The 16,521-nt window shown below is 41.9% G+C and carries 16 protein-coding genes; 6 read left to right on the top strand and 10 right to left on the bottom strand.

Translation table 11 applies throughout. The annotated features are described in order from the left end of the window. Positions 1–140: 140 nt before the first annotated feature. The 10 genes from CJD30_RS08915 to CJD30_RS08870 form a co-directional block, all read right to left on the bottom strand. Positions 141–386, bottom strand: coding sequence for a type II toxin-antitoxin system RelE/ParE family toxin (locus CJD30_RS08915; protein ID WP_294918437.1), 246 nt, complete (start codon positions 384–386; stop codon positions 141–143). Then, entirely contained in the window at positions 376–564 is a 189-nt protein-coding gene (locus CJD30_RS08910) for a hypothetical protein (RefSeq protein WP_294918436.1), read from the bottom strand. Before CJD30_RS08910 ends, CJD30_RS08915 begins: the two co-directional genes overlap by 11 nt. 113 nt (positions 565–677) lie before the next feature. Beyond that, entirely contained in the window at positions 678–2,636 is a 1,959-nt protein-coding gene (gene acs, locus CJD30_RS08905; RefSeq protein ID WP_294918435.1) for an acetate--CoA ligase, read from the bottom strand. A gap of 18 nt (positions 2,637–2,654) precedes the next feature. After that, complete coding sequence (locus tag CJD30_RS08900) at positions 2,655–3,269, bottom strand: 3'-5' exonuclease (protein ID WP_294918434.1); 615 nt, start codon at positions 3,267–3,269, stop codon at positions 2,655–2,657. Then, positions 3,269–5,092 (bottom strand): putative nucleotidyltransferase substrate binding domain-containing protein, encoded by a 1,824-nt coding sequence (locus CJD30_RS08895; protein ID WP_294918433.1) that lies wholly within the window; start codon positions 5,090–5,092, stop codon positions 3,269–3,271. The genes CJD30_RS08900 and CJD30_RS08895 overlap by 1 nt, the downstream gene beginning before the upstream one ends. A gap of 49 nt (positions 5,093–5,141) precedes the next feature. Continuing rightward, positions 5,142–6,911, bottom strand: coding sequence for a cation acetate symporter (locus CJD30_RS08890; protein WP_294918432.1), 1,770 nt, complete (start codon positions 6,909–6,911; stop codon positions 5,142–5,144). Then, a complete protein-coding gene (locus tag CJD30_RS08885) occupies positions 6,911–7,225 on the bottom strand; it encodes a DUF485 domain-containing protein (RefSeq protein ID WP_294918431.1) in 315 nt (104 codons plus the stop codon). The genes CJD30_RS08890 and CJD30_RS08885 overlap by 1 nt, the downstream gene beginning before the upstream one ends. A 12-nt stretch (positions 7,226–7,237) precedes the next feature. Next, a complete protein-coding gene (locus CJD30_RS08880) occupies positions 7,238–8,593 on the bottom strand; it encodes an OprD family outer membrane porin (RefSeq protein WP_294918430.1) in 1,356 nt (451 codons plus the stop codon). Between the two features lie 138 nt (positions 8,594–8,731). Next, positions 8,732–9,394: a response regulator transcription factor gene (locus CJD30_RS08875; protein ID WP_294918429.1), complete on the bottom strand. Its 663-nt coding sequence runs from the start codon at positions 9,392–9,394 to the stop codon at positions 8,732–8,734. Further along, on the bottom strand, positions 9,375–10,475 hold the full coding sequence (locus CJD30_RS08870; protein WP_294918428.1) for a HAMP domain-containing sensor histidine kinase: 1,101 nt from the start codon (positions 10,473–10,475) through the stop codon (positions 9,375–9,377). The genes CJD30_RS08875 and CJD30_RS08870 overlap by 20 nt, the downstream gene beginning before the upstream one ends. Before the next feature lie 233 nt (positions 10,476–10,708). Here CJD30_RS08870 and CJD30_RS08865 point away from each other — a divergent pair, with 233 nt between their 5' ends. The 6 genes from CJD30_RS08865 to clpX all read left to right on the top strand — a co-directional run bounded on the left by CJD30_RS08865 (position 10,709) and on the right by clpX (position 16,516). Further along, entirely contained in the window at positions 10,709–11,215 is a 507-nt protein-coding gene (locus CJD30_RS08865; RefSeq protein WP_294918427.1) for a peptidylprolyl isomerase, read from the top strand. 3 nt (positions 11,216–11,218) lie between these two features. Then, complete coding sequence (locus CJD30_RS08860) at positions 11,219–12,298, top strand: epoxyqueuosine reductase QueH (RefSeq protein ID WP_294918426.1); 1,080 nt, start codon at positions 11,219–11,221, stop codon at positions 12,296–12,298. 63 nt (positions 12,299–12,361) lie between these two features. Continuing rightward, on the top strand, positions 12,362–13,963 hold the full coding sequence (locus tag CJD30_RS08855; RefSeq protein ID WP_294918425.1) for a cation:proton antiporter: 1,602 nt from the start codon (positions 12,362–12,364) through the stop codon (positions 13,961–13,963). Between the two features lie 84 nt (positions 13,964–14,047). Further along, the gene (fabZ, locus tag CJD30_RS08850) at positions 14,048–14,491 is read left to right on the top strand and encodes a 3-hydroxyacyl-ACP dehydratase FabZ (protein ID WP_294918424.1); all 444 of its coding nucleotides are present in this window, start codon (positions 14,048–14,050) and stop codon (positions 14,489–14,491) included. Positions 14,492–14,501: 10 nt separating this feature from the next. Beyond that, a complete protein-coding gene (gene lpxA / locus CJD30_RS08845; protein WP_294918423.1) occupies positions 14,502–15,287 on the top strand; it encodes an acyl-ACP--UDP-N-acetylglucosamine O-acyltransferase in 786 nt (261 codons plus the stop codon). Next, positions 15,284–16,516, top strand: a complete 1,233-nt coding sequence (gene clpX, locus CJD30_RS08840) for an ATP-dependent Clp protease ATP-binding subunit ClpX (protein WP_294918422.1) — start codon at positions 15,284–15,286, stop codon at positions 16,514–16,516. The genes lpxA and clpX overlap by 4 nt, the downstream gene beginning before the upstream one ends. The last annotated feature ends 5 nt before the right edge of the window (positions 16,517–16,521 follow it).

Below are 16,521 nucleotides of genomic sequence, written 5' to 3'. Positions count from 1 at the left end.
GCATCAACTTTATGTTCTTTTAATTCCCAATGAAAAAAATAAAAATTTGTTATCAGAACAGATAATTCTAAAAGTAAAAACGAAACAATCAATAGAATCAATAATTTTTTAACTGACACAAAAAGCTCCTTCTCAAATTGTTATTCATAACTCTCTTGCCGATGCAATACACGACCGATAAAAATCGTATCCTCGATCACATCGAATAAAATTCGATAATCACCTACTCGTAGACGATAGGCAGGCTCGAAATTGGTCAGCCTTTTGATATTGGAAACATCGGGGAAATTTTTAAGAGAAATTATTTTTTCGTGAAGTTTTCTTTTGAAAGGTTCATTGATTTTTTGGAGGTCTTTGATCGCACTTTTGCGAATCTCAATGCGCATCTTTAAAATAGTCCTCAAAAGGGATACTCTCTTCTTCACGTGTTTTTGCTAATAGCTTCAAATCATCAATATCATCTTTGGAAACGACTTCTACGCCATCTTTTTTAAAATGATCCAACAACCATAAAAACTTATCAAATATTTGCGGATTTTGGAAATTAAGGGTTAATGATTGCATTCTATCACTCCTGCATCGATGGAGTATTATAACATGTTGGAGGGAAATAGTTAAGTTTGATTAGAAAGATAGATCCCGCATCAAGTGCGGGACGACGGGAAAGATGGTAAAAGTTACCCTTTAACTTTCGCTTCGATTGTCGCAACGATTGATGGATCTTCAAGTGTTGAAATATCTTGAGTGATCGCTTCGCCTTTGGCGATAGAGCGAAGGATACGACGCATGATTTTACCTGAACGTGTTTTTGGCAAGCCCGGTACGAAAACGATGTCATCACAAATAGCAATGTTACCGATCTCTTTCATGATCACTTTGTTGATCTCTTTGACCATCTCCATCTCTTCACCGACAGTGTCATCGCTTTTGAGAACGATATAAGCAAAGATTCCTTCACCTTTGATATCGTGTGGTTTACCGACAACCGCTACTTCCGCAACATTCGGATGTTTTTTACATGCCGCTTCAACTTCAGCCGTTCCCATACGGTGACCGGATACGTTGATAACATCATCGGTACGTCCTGTGATCGTGATGTATCCCTCTTCATCATAGATTGCACCGTCACCTGTGAAGTATACCGGTTGACCGTCTTTTTTCACATCACCGAAATACGATTTTACGAAACGCTCAGGATCGCCCCAGATACCGCGGATCATTGATGGCCAAGGACGTGTTACACACATATAACCACCCTCTCCTGCTGCAACTTTGACACCGGTTTGCGGATCAAGGATCTCAGCCATGATACCTGGAAGCGGGAATGTAGCACATGCAGGTTTGATCGGTGTTGCACCCGGTAACGGAGAAACGATATGTCCACCCGTCTCTGTTTGCCAGTAAGTATCAACAATCGCACATTTGCTTCCGCCGACAGCTTCGTAGTACCATTTCCATGCCGGTGGGTCGATCGGCTCACCAACAGTTCCGAGAACTTTTAGGCTGCTAAGGTCGTATTTCGCAGGCTCATCTTCACCCGTTTTGTGCAATACACGGATCGCAGTTGGAGCGGTGTAGAATTGGTTGATTTTGTACTCTTCAACCATTTTCCATGGACGTCCGGCATCCGGATAGGTCGGTACGCCTTCGAACATAACGGTTGTTGCACCCATTGCAAGCGGTCCGTATACGATATACGTATGTCCGGTAATCCAGCCTACGTCAGCAGTACACCAGTAGGTATCGTTTTCTTTAACGTCGAATACCCATTCCATCGTCATTTGAGCCCAGAGAATGTATCCAGCAGAGTTATGTTGAACCCCTTTTGGTTTTCCAGTTGAACCTGAAGTGTAAAGGAGGAATAACGGATCTTCCGCGTCCATAACTTCGGCTTCACAGATGCTCGATTGATTTTTGATCAATTCGTTATAAGAGTAGTCACGTCCTGCTACCCAAGTGATATCCTCGTTGTTACGCTCGACAACAAGCACTTTTTCAACCGGAGAATTAGCAGTGATCGCTTGGTCAACAACCGGTTTGAGCATGTATGGTTTGTCTTTACGGAATGCACCATCAGCAGTAATAACCACTTTTGCTTCCGCGTCTTCGATACGGTCTTTCAACGCTTCTGCAGAGAATCCGCCAAATACGATAGAGTGAATCGCACCGATACGTGCACATGCGAGCATTGCGTATGCCGCTTCAGGAATCATCGGCATATAGATAACAACACGGTCACCTTTTTTGACATGGAATTCATTTTTCAACAAGTTTGCAAATTTGTTAACGTTGTAATAAAGTTCGAGATACGTAATGATTTGTTTGTCGCCGCGGTCACCTTCGAAAATGATCGCAGCTTTGTTTTTGCGTGAATTCAAATGACGGTCGATACATTGGTGAGCAACATTGAGTTTACCACCTACGAACCATTTATAAAAAGGGACATTGCTCTCATCAAGCACTTGGGTGTACGGTGAAAACCAGTCGATTTTCTCAGACGCGAAATGCCCCCAGAATCCTTCATAATCTTCTTGTGCCCATGTTTGCAAATCATGGTATTCACACATATTTTTAATACGGGCAGCTTTAGCAAACTCACGGTTCGGCTGAAAAGTCGGTTTTACGATATCACTCATTATTAAGGCTCCTTGTGTTTAGTTTAACTTTATAGTGTGTTGTAATTTTATATAGACCATTGCGGTCATAATTGCATCATTTAATGCGTTGTGCTGACCCATCTTCGGAATCTTTAAATCCCGCAAAATAGAGTCAAAACGCAAATCAACATTTCCTTGGGGAATCAGCTCTATTTTTTTGTCAAAATACAGACCTGAAACCTCAATTTGTTTGTGGGGAAGTTCACATCCCAGCCACGGTTTGATCAGACGATTCATCATCGCCATATCAAACTCCAAATAATACCCTACCAAAGGTCTATTTCCGATAAAATCTAGAAACTTTTTTGCCCCTTCCAAGGGTTCAATGGCATTTTCCAAATCGCAAGGACGAATATGGTGAATTTTTATGCTCTCGGCACTGATCTCTTTGTCCGGTTTTAAAAAAATTTCAAAGCTCTCAGAGGTCAGGATCCGATCCCCTTTGACCTTTACCGCACCGATACTGAGTACTGCATCTTTTTTGGTATTCAAGCCCGTGGTTTCGGTATCGAATACTACCACTTCATCTCCCTCATACGGATCAAACATCCACGCATAGGTTTCGTCTTTGAGTCCCCGACGATTCCAATTACGTTTGAAACGCTCAAACATCAGACTACCATGCCTAAATGGAAATGGTAGGTTAGGAATTTTTTGAATTTATTGACGATTTTAAACGAATCTTTCAATAAATCCCGCTCAGCTTTGCTCAACAATTTCGGATTGACGTAATTTTGTTCGTTGCTTCCTTGTTTTTGACCAAGGATAAACCGCAAACGGATACTGAGAAGCGTATCATACGCTTCGATCAATTCATTGGCAAAAACCCGATCAAATAATCCAAGATTATTTAACTCTTTGATTCGCTCCGTGGTGTTGGTATGTTCGATTTTATGTTCAAGTGAGAGCATACGAATACCGTGAACGATTGCAAAGATTCCCCCTTTTTTGATATCAAATTCACTGCCGTGTTCGGCGCGTCCCAAAACAAATCCGCCGATAAGGCTTAGCGGAGTTTCAAAGGCCAATGCCGCTTTCGTCGCATGGGCTAAAATATCACTGCGCCCTTCAAAATGAGTGAATAAAAAGGTTCGGCAATCGTCTAGCAATTTCGAATCGCCGGCGACACAATGAGCATCGAGGAAAATGGAGAGCCCCATCAACCCTTCTTCACTCAAGGTCTGTGTCCAACCTTCGATTTTACTCTGATATCCGGAGACAGTATTGCGCCAATATGGGTTTGAAACCATCACGTTACCGCTGCATTTTGGAAATCCGAGTTGAAGAAGATACTCATTGAGTTTAAGCATATAGGGTTCAAACACCTCAACATTTTCGCCGTCTTTGACGATCAGCGCGTTATCTTGATCGGTTCGAAGTATTTGCTCACCTCTCCCCTCAGATCCCATGACAATCAATGCACATTTGCTTTGATACGCTTCAGGGACAACCATCTCAAAAACTTTGCGATAGACTTTGGCATTGAGCTCGGTCACTAGCTTTGAAACGTAGCGTACACGCACCCCTTTGGTAGTCAAGGATCGAACCAAATGGGTGAGCGAGCGCTGTGCGTTTTGCAACTCATCCACACTCATGGCACGATCGATCGATGCAGCAATGAGATGGGTATGGTTGGCAAAATGGCTGAGCAAATCGAGTTGCTCGAGGATTCCTACAATTTGATCATTTTCGACAACAATCAATCGCTTGATTCCATGCTTTGTGAAAAGAAGCAGTGCATTGAAAAGAAAATCATGCTTCTCAATCGTAATCAACCCGTACGTTGCTATCTCTCCGATCGGATCATTTCGGCTTTTATCGCTCAAAAGGAGCTTTTCTCGCAAATTCGTATCGGTCACGATCCCCATATTTCCGCTATCATTGACCAAAATGACATTACCGTCTTGATCCGCCATTTTACGCAATGCATCTTTGATTGGCATCGAAGCATCAACCATACACGGAGTATGGAGATAGATTTCATCCACACGCGCAACCATAAACGGAGTCAACTCATTTTGGTGCTGACGTTCTTTGAGGTTTTGGTGCTTGGTAATAAAATCCTGCATAAAATAGTTTTGAAACGATTCGACATCTTGGAGAAGGTTTAGGAAAGATTCTTTGGGGAGTTCGTAACAGATAAGATCTTCTGCGACGCTGAAGGTGCTTTGGGTGTTTCCATATATCAGGGAGTTCGCGTCAAAGCTGTCACGCTCCCCGTATACATTTTGGAGTTCACCGTCGATACTTTCGTTGACAATACCTTTGATAATGATGTAGAGCGATTCCGCCCTAACCCGAGGGTTGATTAGAACCGTCTCTTTAGGATAATAGGCAATATCCATCTGGGTCATCAGTTTCTCAATCATCCTCTCACCCAAAAGGTCAAAAGGATGGATTGACATCAATAGTGTTTTTTGGTCAAACAGACTCAAAAGTGACTCCTAAAATTTCGTACATCTGTCCCGAAGGACAGATCAATCATTAGTGCTCAACAGCACCTTCTGCACCGATACCGGTTTGAGAACGGATATTTTGAGCTTCGAATGCTTCGATCTCTTTTTTCGAATTATCTGATTTATCCGTGATTGAGAAGAACCAGATACTTACGAACGCTGCCGTTACAGAGAACAATGCCGGATACTGATATGGGAAGATCGCCGTTTCTTTAATAAACGCTGCTTTCGCTACATCACCTGCTTTAACAATTTCAGCTCCAGTTGCACCAGAAGCCGTTGCCGCAGCTTTAGCCGCAGCTACAGCTGCTTTAAGCGCATCCCCATTGATAATTTCTGCCCAAACCATTGGCCCAAGAATAACTAGAATAACTGCCGTCAATAGACCGATCATACCACCGATGAATGCACCGCGTGTAGTAAGTTTTGACCAGAACATTGAAAGGAACAAAATAGGGAAGTTCGCACTTGCAGCAACCGCAAACGCCAATCCAACCATGAACGCAATGTTTTGTTTTTCAAAAATAATACCAAGATAGATCGCGATAATACCCAATACAACCGTAGCAATTTTAGAAACTTTCATCTCCATCATTCCATCAACACGTCCTGCACGAATTACACTTGCATACAAGTCATGTGAAATTGCTGATGCACCCGCCAATGTAAGACCTGAAACAACCGCAAGGATCGTTGCAAACGCTACCGCAGAGATAAATCCTAGGAAGAAATCGCCGCCTACTGCATGAGACAAGTGAATTGCCGCCATGTTGTCACCACCAAGGATCGGTGAACCACCATCAATCGCTTGTTTTGCAAGGTCAAGATATTGTGGGTTTTGGAATACCATAACGATCGCACCGAAACCGATGATGAACGTCAAAATATAGAAATACCCGATAAATCCTGTTGCATAGAAAACCGATTTACGTGCTTCTTTTGCATCGCTAACGGTGAAAAAGCGCATAAGAATATGCGGAAGACCCGCCGTACCGAACATCAACGCAATCCCCAATGAAATCGCTGAAATCGGATCGCTTACCAATTTACCCGGAGCCATGATAGAAGCATCTTTCATGCTAACCGCTGTACTGAACAATGTTTCGAAATTGAAGTTATAGTGAGCCATAACCGCAATTGCCATAAATGTTGCACCTGAGAGGAGCAAGAACGCTTTAATGATTTGAACCCAAGTTGTTGCCAACATTCCACCGAATGTTACATAAAGGATCATCAATACACCGACCAATACAACAGCTACGTTGTAATCCAAACCGAAAAGAAGTTGGATCAATTTACCTGCTCCAACCATTTGAGCGATCAAATACAAAATAACGGTCAAGATAGAACCAAATGCCGCCAATGTACGGATAGGTGTTTGACGTAAACGATACGATGCAACGTCCGCAAACGTATATTTTCCAAGGTTACGAAGCTGCTCTGCTACCATGAACAAGATAATCGGCCAACCAACCAAAAACCCGATTGAGTAGATCAATCCATCATACCCTTTTGTATAAACGAGTGCTGAAATCCCCAAAAACGAAGCCGCTGACATATAGTCACCCGCGATCGCCATACCGTTTTGGAATCCTGTGATTCCTCCACCTGCAGTATAGAAATCTTTTGCCGTTTTAGTACGTTTAGCTGCCCAGTAGGTGATCCCCAATGTAGCCGCAACAAAAATAAGAAACATCGTAATTGCCGACATATTAAGCGGCTGTTTTTCTACCGCACCGCTGAGTGCCTCTCCGGCAAACGCAGCAGCTGAGAAAAGAGCTAAAAGTAACGCTTTCATCACTCTCCCTTTGCTTTTGATTTGATTTTAGCGGTCAATTCATCAAATTCACCGTTCGCACGACGGACATAAACTCCCGTCAAAATAAACGCACTTACAATAACACCGATACCGATCGGAATACCGATTGTCGTTACCGATCCTGCTGATAATGGTGTTCCCAAAAGTTTTGGATCAAATGCAATCGTCAAAACGAATCCAAAATAGATCACCAACATAATTACCGTCAATGTCCACGCAAAACTAGAACGTGTTTTGACCAGATTAATATAATCCGGGTCATTTTTGATAGCATCTACCATCTCTTGTTTCATACTAAGCCTCCTTTAAAAGTTATAGTTTGCGATAAAGCGATATTCATCCCAGCTAACTGAACCGGTTGAGCTTTGATAAAAATCATCCGCATAGTTTGCACGTAAACGCAATTGCAAATTTTTGACAGCTTGAGGATTGAAAATAATATCAAATCCTGACTCTTTTGCTGTCCAAGCATAGTTTGTTGAATACCCGTTTAGTTTATCCATATCAAATTCGGTGTAATATACTCCGGTATTTAAATTTAGACCAAAGTTTTTCCAGTCGTAACTTGCTGCGACTTTAAGCGCATCGGTTCCCGCCATAAACTGATGACGTGTCACCATACCTTGGGTATATGCCGGCATACCACCCCATGGAGAAATAGTCCCACCATTAGCTGCTGCATTTGCATCTTTGCTATTATGAGAAGCTGCCAATGAAAGATCAAAATTAGCTACTTTGATACCTGCTTTTGCTCCAATAAAATCACTATCGACTTTACTAATGACATTATTTGAACCGATATCTCGTTCATTAATCCACTGCACACCAAAATATGGTGCTACACCGTTAGCCATTGAAAAACCATAATTTGCTTCAGCATATACAGCATTAAGAATATCATTCGCATAATAGTCCCAAAGTTGAAGTTTTAATCCAGGGATACCTGAATAAATAGCGGCTGCTACACTAACTCCACCCGTATTTTCACCAATAGCATATTTACCCATATCAGTAAATGTACCGGTTTGATTTCGAGAATCAATCAGAGAATATCCAGATGTAACACTAAGGATTGAATTTATTCCTACAGGATTCGTAGCTGCATAAGCGCGACCGAATGTCCCTTGAGCAAATTTTGTGACATGTGCAGCGATTAAAGTAGTATCTTTAATATCGGTATTGCTCAATACATACGCTTCAAAAAGGTTCGGAAGCATACGCGCATCATCGCTACCCGCCATCGGAGTATCCAACTTTTGGCGACCGCCTTTAAACGTTGTATTCCCGTTTTTATATTGAAGATATCCTTCACCAAGATACATATCATTTTCATTATTTCTACTAAGCAATGTTGGATCAACATCATTTACATTTGAACGGTTTCCTAAATGAACACCAATCGTTGCATACGCAGCGGCTCCGAAACTTAACCCGTTCCATGCACCTGTTTCATATTTCAAATATCCGCCAACAGCATTAGCTTTTCGCGTATAATCGTTGTTAGCCACAGGGCGAGTATCATCAACTTCTCGACTGATTGAAAACTCACGAAATTGTCCGCTTACTTTTCCTTCGCTAAACATTCCTGCTACATCGTCTGCTGCAAATGCATTAACGACTAAAGCTGATGCTAATAGCGATAGAGATACTGTACCTCTCATTCTTAACTCCTTGAACCAAGTTTTTAACACTGTCATTATGAAAGGCAAACGTAGCATGAACGTAGCAATGGTGAAATTAGAAAAATTTATTGTATTAAACAGAGTAAAAAAAAAGATAATGTAGAAAAAAGTAACACTTTAAGTGCGGGGGATATCGATCATGTAACCTAACGCGCGGATATTTTGGATGAAGTCTTCTTTAAGACTTTTTTTCAGACGGCTCACTTCTGCTCGTATCGTTGCGTTATCCACGTACTCTTCATCCCATACATAGGCGCGAAACTGATCAAAATCGACTACACGACCACGGTTACGTGACAGAAGATCAATAATCTGCAGTTGGCGTTTACTAAGAGGCTGTGTTACGTTATCACACATAAGTGTCGACGTCGAGGCATCATAAGCGTAACTTTTTGACAACTTTACGTGACTTTGCGGGATGGTACAGTTTTGCATCACTTTATCAATCCGCAATGCAAGCTCTTTGAGATGAAACGGTTTTTTGAGATAATCGTAACATCCTAAATCATAGGCCCTACTAATCCCTTCAATATCAACAAGTGCGCTGATATAAAGCGCCGGAGTGCGAATTTTTAGGATATGCAATGCTTCTAAAAGTTCCAATCCATCGATACCCGGAACATTGATATCCAAAATGAGCAGATCAAACGTCTCTTTTTTAAGATGTTCAAGTGCATCACTACCGTTATAAAACAGGGTAACCCTATGCCCCAATGCAAGAAGATACTCATGGATCGCTTCACTGAGCATCTGCTCATCTTCAAGCAAAAGTATTTTCACTGCTCCCCTTTTTAAAACGGTATTCAAAACGAGTCTGTTCTTTGTTCGAAGAGATGGCTATCTCAACACCGTCTTCATCACAGATCGATTTGACCAAGCTCAGCCCAAGACCAAAGCCATCGGTCTTTTTCCGTTCTCGGTAGTATGCCTCAAAAATCTTTTGCGGATCATGAATTTTTTGCGAGTGACTCTCAACCCAAAAAACGACTTCCTCCGTATTCCCCTCTACACCGACGCGAATCTCTTCGCCGCTTTTTGTGTATTTGATCGCATTCGTTAAATTATTATCGATGACACGCTGTAGTTTCGTCTCGTTGAACTGTATCCACGATACCAACTTAGGTTTGTGATAATTAAACGTCAGGTTTGAAAACAAAGCGACCTCATCAAAAAATTCAAGCCGTTTTTGAACATATTCTCCGAGATCTATTGCCTTTTTCGGATAATCAATCTGATCTTTTTTGACAAGATAACTCAAATCATCGTAAATACTAAAAATATTTTTAACGGCTGCCTCTATTTTTGCCAGATATCGATTACGCCCTTCATTCATAGAAAAAAGTTCAATATTCGCCATAATCACCGAAAGCGGTGTATGGGTTTCATGAATTGCATAACGGATAAACTGCTTATGAGATTCGAGCAATCCTTGGGAGAATTTTTGCTCCTCTTCCAACGCATCATTTTTTATTTGCAATGCTTGTGTTTTTAGGAGAACCCGTTCCTCAAGCCCCATATTGAGCTGTTGGAGAGACTCTTTTTGTTCTGAAATGGTCAACGCCATTTCATTGGCAAACCCTGCCATCCGTTTAAATTCTGCAAAATAGAGTTCATCTACAACAATGAGTTCGGCTTGGGTATGTGCCGATTCAAAAAACTCCAGAAATCGGTTCATATCTCGTGCAAGCATCGTATTAACGACTTTTGAAATACCAAAAATAAAACCAAACAATATCAACGCCAACGTCGAAATTTCTAAAATGACTTTAATGAGTCGTGTTTTTGGCAAATCTTGGTAAGAAAGAGAGGTATTCAACGGAACACCTTTAGCGATCTCTACCCCGTTTTGAGCAGTTTTCAAAAAATCTTTGTATTCATCATAGATGAGAAGAGAGGAAAAAACTACGGTAAATAAAAGGATAAATACAATCGTATAAAAATTTAAATCACGCAGTGCAATTCTTGATAAACGCCTTTGAAGCCACACTTCCAAACAATATCCCTAAATTAAAATGAGTCATTATAACCCATTCCTTTTTGATAGTTAAGATTGTTCCATTATAATTTCAAAAATTCCATCAAGGATCCACTACTATGTTCGGACGTAAAGAACTTAAAAACTACAATGCCACAGCAGAAGAGCTCGCAAGCTACCAATGGGCAAAAATGACCACTTCAAAAGGGGTTATGTGGCTTAAACTCTACAACGATGAAACACCTAACACGGTTGCAAACTTCGCAGCTCTGGTTAACGACGGTTTTTATAACGGTCTCAATTTTCACCGTGTTATCCCAGGATTCATGGCTCAAGGCGGATGTCCGCACGGTACAGGAACCGGTGGTCCGGGTTGGGCAATTCCGTGTGAAACAGCTCTTAATAAACACCGTCACGTCAAAGGTGCCCTCTCTATGGCACACGCTGGGCCAAATACCGGCGGAAGCCAATTTTTCATCTGTTTTGTGAGTACTCCTCACCTTGACGGCGTTCACACCGTATTTGGCGGTATCGAAGCGGATGATACTGAATCCATGGCGGTTCTTGATTCTATCGCTATGCGTGATACAATCGAATCTGTTGAAATTCTAGCCGAGAAAAACTAACCCTTGCTCGTCCATATCTGCTGCAGCGTTGACTCTCATTTCTTTATTGAAAAACTGCAGCAAGAGTATCCCGATGAGAAACTCATCGGATTCTTCTATGATCCCAATATCCATCCCTATAGTGAATACCGTCTCCGACTTTTAGACGTTGAGCGCAGCTGTAAAAAATTGAGTATTGAGCTGATCGAAGGTCCCTATGATTTCGAAAACTGGCTAAATGCCGTTCGAGGATTGGAAAAAGAGCCCGAAAAGGGATCACGCTGCGAAGTGTGTTTTGACCGCCGTTTTGAAGTGAGTGCGCAAAAAGCGCTTGAACTTGGCGAGAAGACAATGACAACAACTCTCCTTGTGAGCCCAAAAAAATCCCAAGAGCAGCTTATCCGAAGCGGAGAAGCATTTGAAGCGTCTCACGGGGTCAAATTCATCGCGTTTGATTATCGCAAAAACAACGGAACTGCGGATCAGGGGAGAGTCAGCAAAGAACAGCAGCTCTATCGTCAGGACTATTGCGGTTGTCTATTCGGACTTGACATGCAACGTGAACAACAACAAAAACTGATGGATGAAATGTTCTCGCCTATCAATGCCCAAATTCTCCCCGCCTCGATTGAAGAACGTTTGGAACTCTACCAACTGCGTAATGAGCTCGAAGAGTCTAACACTCCTTACCGTATACTCAAAGAGCGGTTTTTAAACTACCGTTTGATCCGCTCATCTCTCAAGGTAGGAGATAGTGTTGTCCCTTCCTATCCCCTTTTTTATTCAACCATCAGCCGTCCGCAAACCCAAGGCACGATTGAATTGTCGATAGAGGATCAACATTTTCTCAACCGTGACGAAGTCCGTTTCATCACCATTGCAACATTCAATACCCTTTGCGCGACACACTACCGTTCAACCCAAGAATTGATGTTTAATCCCCTTAGTCTGGATGATGAGCTCTCTCTTCGCTCCCAACTGGTGAAAACACCTTTTAGCACTTCAGCCATAATCATTGTCGATACTATACCGATAGGCAAACTCACACTTATATTAGAAACAAAAACGTATGAAGATACAAAAGAGCGGCTCATTACCCTTTAAAAACATTCAAACAGCTTACTTTTTAACCACCTCTACGATAATCCTTTGCACTATAATATCTCTATGGAAACACTATTACTTTCAATCTTTTTAACCGTAGCCATTGCAACCGTGCTTAACATCATCCTCAAACGCTTCGGGATATCGCACATTATCGGCTATATCGCGACGGGTATTATTATCAGTACCCTTTTTGGGTTCAACGGTGCCAGCAACGATTCACTCAATTTCATCGGCGAGTTTGGTATTGTATTTTTGATGTTTACGATCGGTTTAGAGCTGAACATCGAAAAAATCAAAAAGATGAAAGAGATTCTTATCACAAACGGCGTGTTGCAAGTCGTATTCAGCGTTGTTGTCATCTTTATACTCTCTCACTATCTTTTTCATCTCGATATCAATACCTCACTCATCATTTCATTGGCATTTTCCCTTTCATCCACCGCTATCGTCTTGACGTATCTCAAAGAGTCCAAAGACATTCATACTCCCTACGGACAAAAATCGATGGGTATCTTGATCTTTCAGGATCTCGCAGTGATTCCGATTTTATTGCTCATCACCTTTTTATCCAACGATACCCTCTCGTTGGGAGAAGTATTGATCAAAACCTTTCTTTCGGCACTGTTTGTCGTTATTTTTATGTTTACCATCGGAGATAAAATTGTCAACGCTTTACTCCAATTTTCCGCAAAAACAGAACTTGAAGAGCTTTTTTTAGGTTCAGTATTTTCCATCTTGATCGGTACGGCGCTACTTGCTCATACGATGGGATTTACTTACTCTTTGGGAGCGTTTATCGCAGGTATGATTATTGCCGACACCCGTTATAGCGTAAAAGTAGAATCAGATATTTCGACCTACAAAGATCTTTTACTCGGAACTTTTTTCTTCGGTGTCGGAACCAAAATCGACATCCTCTACTTTGTCCAAAACATTCATATTATTACTTTTGTTTTTGTTTTTGCGATGCTGTTTAAAGCAATCGTCATCTATGCGATCATCCGACGTAATTCGGATAAAAATACCTCAGCCAAAACCGCCCTCTCCCTCGCACAAATCGGGGAATTTTCCTTTGCCGTATTTGCTTTGGCGGGGGCACAAAAATTGATCTCCGAAGAGATGGCAAGTTTTTTGATTTTGGTGAGTGTCATCTCAATGATTCTTACTCCGTTTATCATCGGGAATATCTATAAACTCTCCTCTTATTTTGAAAAAGAATTTTATGAATCGGACGTCATTACTCCCATCGAACGCGAAGGACATATTATTGTGGCCGGATTTGCAATGCTCGGAAAAATTGTAGCGGCTTCTTTACAAAGCAAAGGCTCAAATTTCGTCATTATTTCGGATAACCTCAAACATGTTTTGCATGCCAGAAAACTTGGTTATATGGCCTATTTCGGGCACTTGAACAAACTTCCCGTTTTAGAGTCTTTGATGGTCAAAGAAGCCAAAGCAATCATCATCACCATGAGCAGTGAGCAAAATCGCCGTCTCATCAGTGAAGCCGTTCTCAACTACGATAAAAATGCCCACATTATTATCAAAATCGACAGTGCCGAAGAGAGAAAAAGTATGCGGGATTTGAACGAGTTAACCTTTGTCGACGCAAGTTTTGAAGTCGCCGATTTGCTTGTCAATCATGCATTGCACGATGAATAGCTTCGTCAAAAAAATAGATATTATTAACTATTAACCTTTTTTAAGATAAAATTGGGGGATTTTTTACCCAAGGTGTCCAAAAATATGATAGATGTAGTTCAAATTCAAAAAATTTTACCGCACAGATTCCCGTTTTTACTGGTAGATCGCGTTACTTCGCTGACCCCGAACGAGTCACTCATCGGTTACAAAAATATCACTATCGGTGAACAGATTTTTGAAGGTCATTTTCCGGGACATCCGATTTATCCGGGAGTTATGATTTTAGAGGGTATGGCACAAGCAGGTGGAATATTGGCATTTGAAAGCATGGAAATGACCGAAGAAGAAGCGGCACACAAAGTGGTCTACTTTATGAGTATCGACGGTGCCAAATTCCGTGCTCCCGTTCGCCCTGGAGATCGTCTTGAATATCGGATGAATGTGGTAAAACACAAAGGTTCTATCTGGGTACTTGAAGGAAAAGCGTACGTTGATGATACGCTTGTTTCTGAAGCAGAACTCAAAGCTATGATCGTAGACAAGTAAGCGAGAGAGAATGAGTAAAATATCTCCACTAGCAGTGATCGAAGAAGGCGCGGTTATCGGCGAAGACGTTGAAATAGGCCCTTTTTGTTTTATCTCCGCAAATGCGAAAATAGGTCGAGGAACAAAAATTGCCGCAAGTGCGTGCATTTACGGAAACACCACGATCGGTGAGTTCAACGATATTTTTTCGCATGCGGTATTGGGATCGATTCCGCAAGATTTAAAATATGCCGGAGAAGAAGTCGAGCTGATCATTGGAGATCACAATAAAATCCGTGAGTTTACCCTCTTTAATCCGGGAACAGCCGGCGGCGGCGGAAAAACCGTTGTCGGAAATCATAATCTTTTTATGGGGTATGTCCATTTAGGTCATGATGTCATTATCGGCGATCATTGTATTCTAGCGAATGCAGCGACTTTGGCAGGGCATGTCGAGATGGGAAATTTTGCCGTTGTCGGTGGTATGACACCTATCCACCAATTTGTAAAAATCGGCGATTATGCAATGATTGCAGGTGCTTCGGCACTTTCACAAGATGTACCGCCTTATTGTCTTGCAGAAGGTAATCGTGCTGTACTTCGCGGCTTAAATCTAAACGGTTTACGCCGCCATATTGACCGATCTGATATCGATGCGCTTCGAAGTGCCTACCGCGATCTTTTTGAATCGGGTCTGCCGCTCCAAGAACAGGCTTCATTGTTGCTTGCAGAAGCATCCAGTGAATATGTTAAAAATCTTTGTACCTTTGTTCTGAATACTAAACGGGGAATCCCGTACGAAAGGAATCAATCATGATTCACCGCCATTGCAGTTTTTGTGATGCTCAAGAGAGCGATCACAACCCACTTATTGCCGGTACAAATGTTTATATCTGTAAAAACTGTGTCTTTTCCGCATATAAGATCATGTTCGGTGATTCTGAAAGCGAAAATGCATCTGCCGTTGAGCACACAAATGCTGAGTTATTGACACCAAAAGAGCTCAATAACTTTCTCGGACAATACATTATCGGACAGACCAGAGCCCGCAAACTTTTATCGGTTGCCGTATATAACCACTACAAACGTATTTTCAAACACACACAAGTTGAAGATGATACCGAGATCGCAAAATCGAATGTTCTTCTCATAGGGCCTACCGGGAGCGGTAAAACCCTTATGGCACAAACGATTGCTCGTGTCTTGAACGTCCCTATCGCTATCGCCGATGCTACAAGCCTCACCGAAGCGGGTTATGTAGGAGAAGACGTTGAAAACATTTTGACGAAACTTCTCCAAGCAGCCGATGGGGATGTTGAACGTGCACAGCAAGGGATCGTATTTATTGATGAAATCGATAAAATTTCCCGAATGTCTGAGAACCGTTCCATTACTCGTGATGTTTCGGGTGAAGGAGTGCAACAAGCACTCCTAAAAATTATCGAAGGTGCCGTTGTTAACATCCCGCCAAAGGGTGGTCGCAAACATCCGAACCAAGATTTCATTCAAATCGATACTTCCGGTATTCTCTTTATCTGTGGGGGTGCGTTTGATGGTCTGGGACAAATCCTAGAACGCAAAAAAGGCTCCAACGTCATGGGATTCGGTCAGAGCAAACGAAGTACGACCGATATCGATGATAGTTTTGAGAATGTCGAACCGGATGATTTGGTCAGCTATGGATTGATCCCTGAATTGATCGGACGTTTGCCGATCATTGCATCACTCAACAAAATTACCGAAGAGGAGATGGTTCGTATTTTGACGGAACCAAAAAACTCTCTAGTCAAACAATACACCAAACTTTTCGCGATCGACGACGTCGAGCTTACCTTTGAAAAAGAAGCGCTTAACGCTATAGCTGCTAAAGCGTTGGCCCGTAAAACCGGAGCACGGGGACTTCGAGCCATTATGGAAGAGACCATGGGCGAAACCATGTATGAGCTTCCTGAGTATAGCGGATACGAGGTACTCATTACCAAAGAAGTAGTCGAAGAAAATATTGCACCTGTATACATCAAAAAAACAAAACAAAAAAGCGCATAGGAGAG

Source organism: Sulfuricurvum sp. PD_MW2, from assembly GCF_002633015.1.
Taxonomy (GTDB): domain Bacteria; phylum Campylobacterota; class Campylobacteria; order Campylobacterales; family Sulfurimonadaceae; genus Sulfuricurvum.
The sequence above is the reverse complement of the archived record's forward strand: the minus strand, read 5'-3'. Positions and strand labels throughout refer to the sequence as shown.

Bases quoted from the DNA above. Each gene is read 5' to 3' on its own strand.
- CJD30_RS08900 (WP_294918434.1), bottom strand. From the start codon at position 3,269: ATGTTTGAGCGTTTCAAACGTAATTGGAATCGTCGGGGACTCAAAGAC.
- CJD30_RS08890 (WP_294918432.1), bottom strand. From the start codon at position 6,911: ATGAAAGCGTTACTTTTAGCTCTTTTCTCAGCTGCTGCGTTTGCCGGA.
- CJD30_RS08910 (WP_294918436.1), bottom strand. From the start codon at position 564: ATGCAATCATTAACCCTTAATTTCCAAAATCCGCAAATATTTGATAAG.
- lpxA (WP_294918423.1), top strand. From the start codon at position 14,502: ATGAGTAAAATATCTCCACTAGCAGTGATCGAAGAAGGCGCGGTTATC.
- CJD30_RS08865 (WP_294918427.1), top strand. From the start codon at position 10,709: ATGTTCGGACGTAAAGAACTTAAAAACTACAATGCCACAGCAGAAGAG.
- clpX (WP_294918422.1), top strand. From the start codon at position 15,284: ATGATTCACCGCCATTGCAGTTTTTGTGATGCTCAAGAGAGCGATCAC.
- fabZ (WP_294918424.1), top strand. From the start codon at position 14,048: ATGATAGATGTAGTTCAAATTCAAAAAATTTTACCGCACAGATTCCCG.
- CJD30_RS08885 (WP_294918431.1), bottom strand. From the start codon at position 7,225: ATGAAACAAGAGATGGTAGATGCTATCAAAAATGACCCGGATTATATT.
- acs (WP_294918435.1), bottom strand. From the start codon at position 2,636: ATGAGTGATATCGTAAAACCGACTTTTCAGCCGAACCGTGAGTTTGCT.
- CJD30_RS08855 (WP_294918425.1), top strand. From the start codon at position 12,362: ATGGAAACACTATTACTTTCAATCTTTTTAACCGTAGCCATTGCAACC.
- CJD30_RS08880 (WP_294918430.1), bottom strand. From the start codon at position 8,593: ATGAGAGGTACAGTATCTCTATCGCTATTAGCATCAGCTTTAGTCGTT.
- CJD30_RS08915 (WP_294918437.1), bottom strand. From the start codon at position 386: ATGCGCATTGAGATTCGCAAAAGTGCGATCAAAGACCTCCAAAAAATC.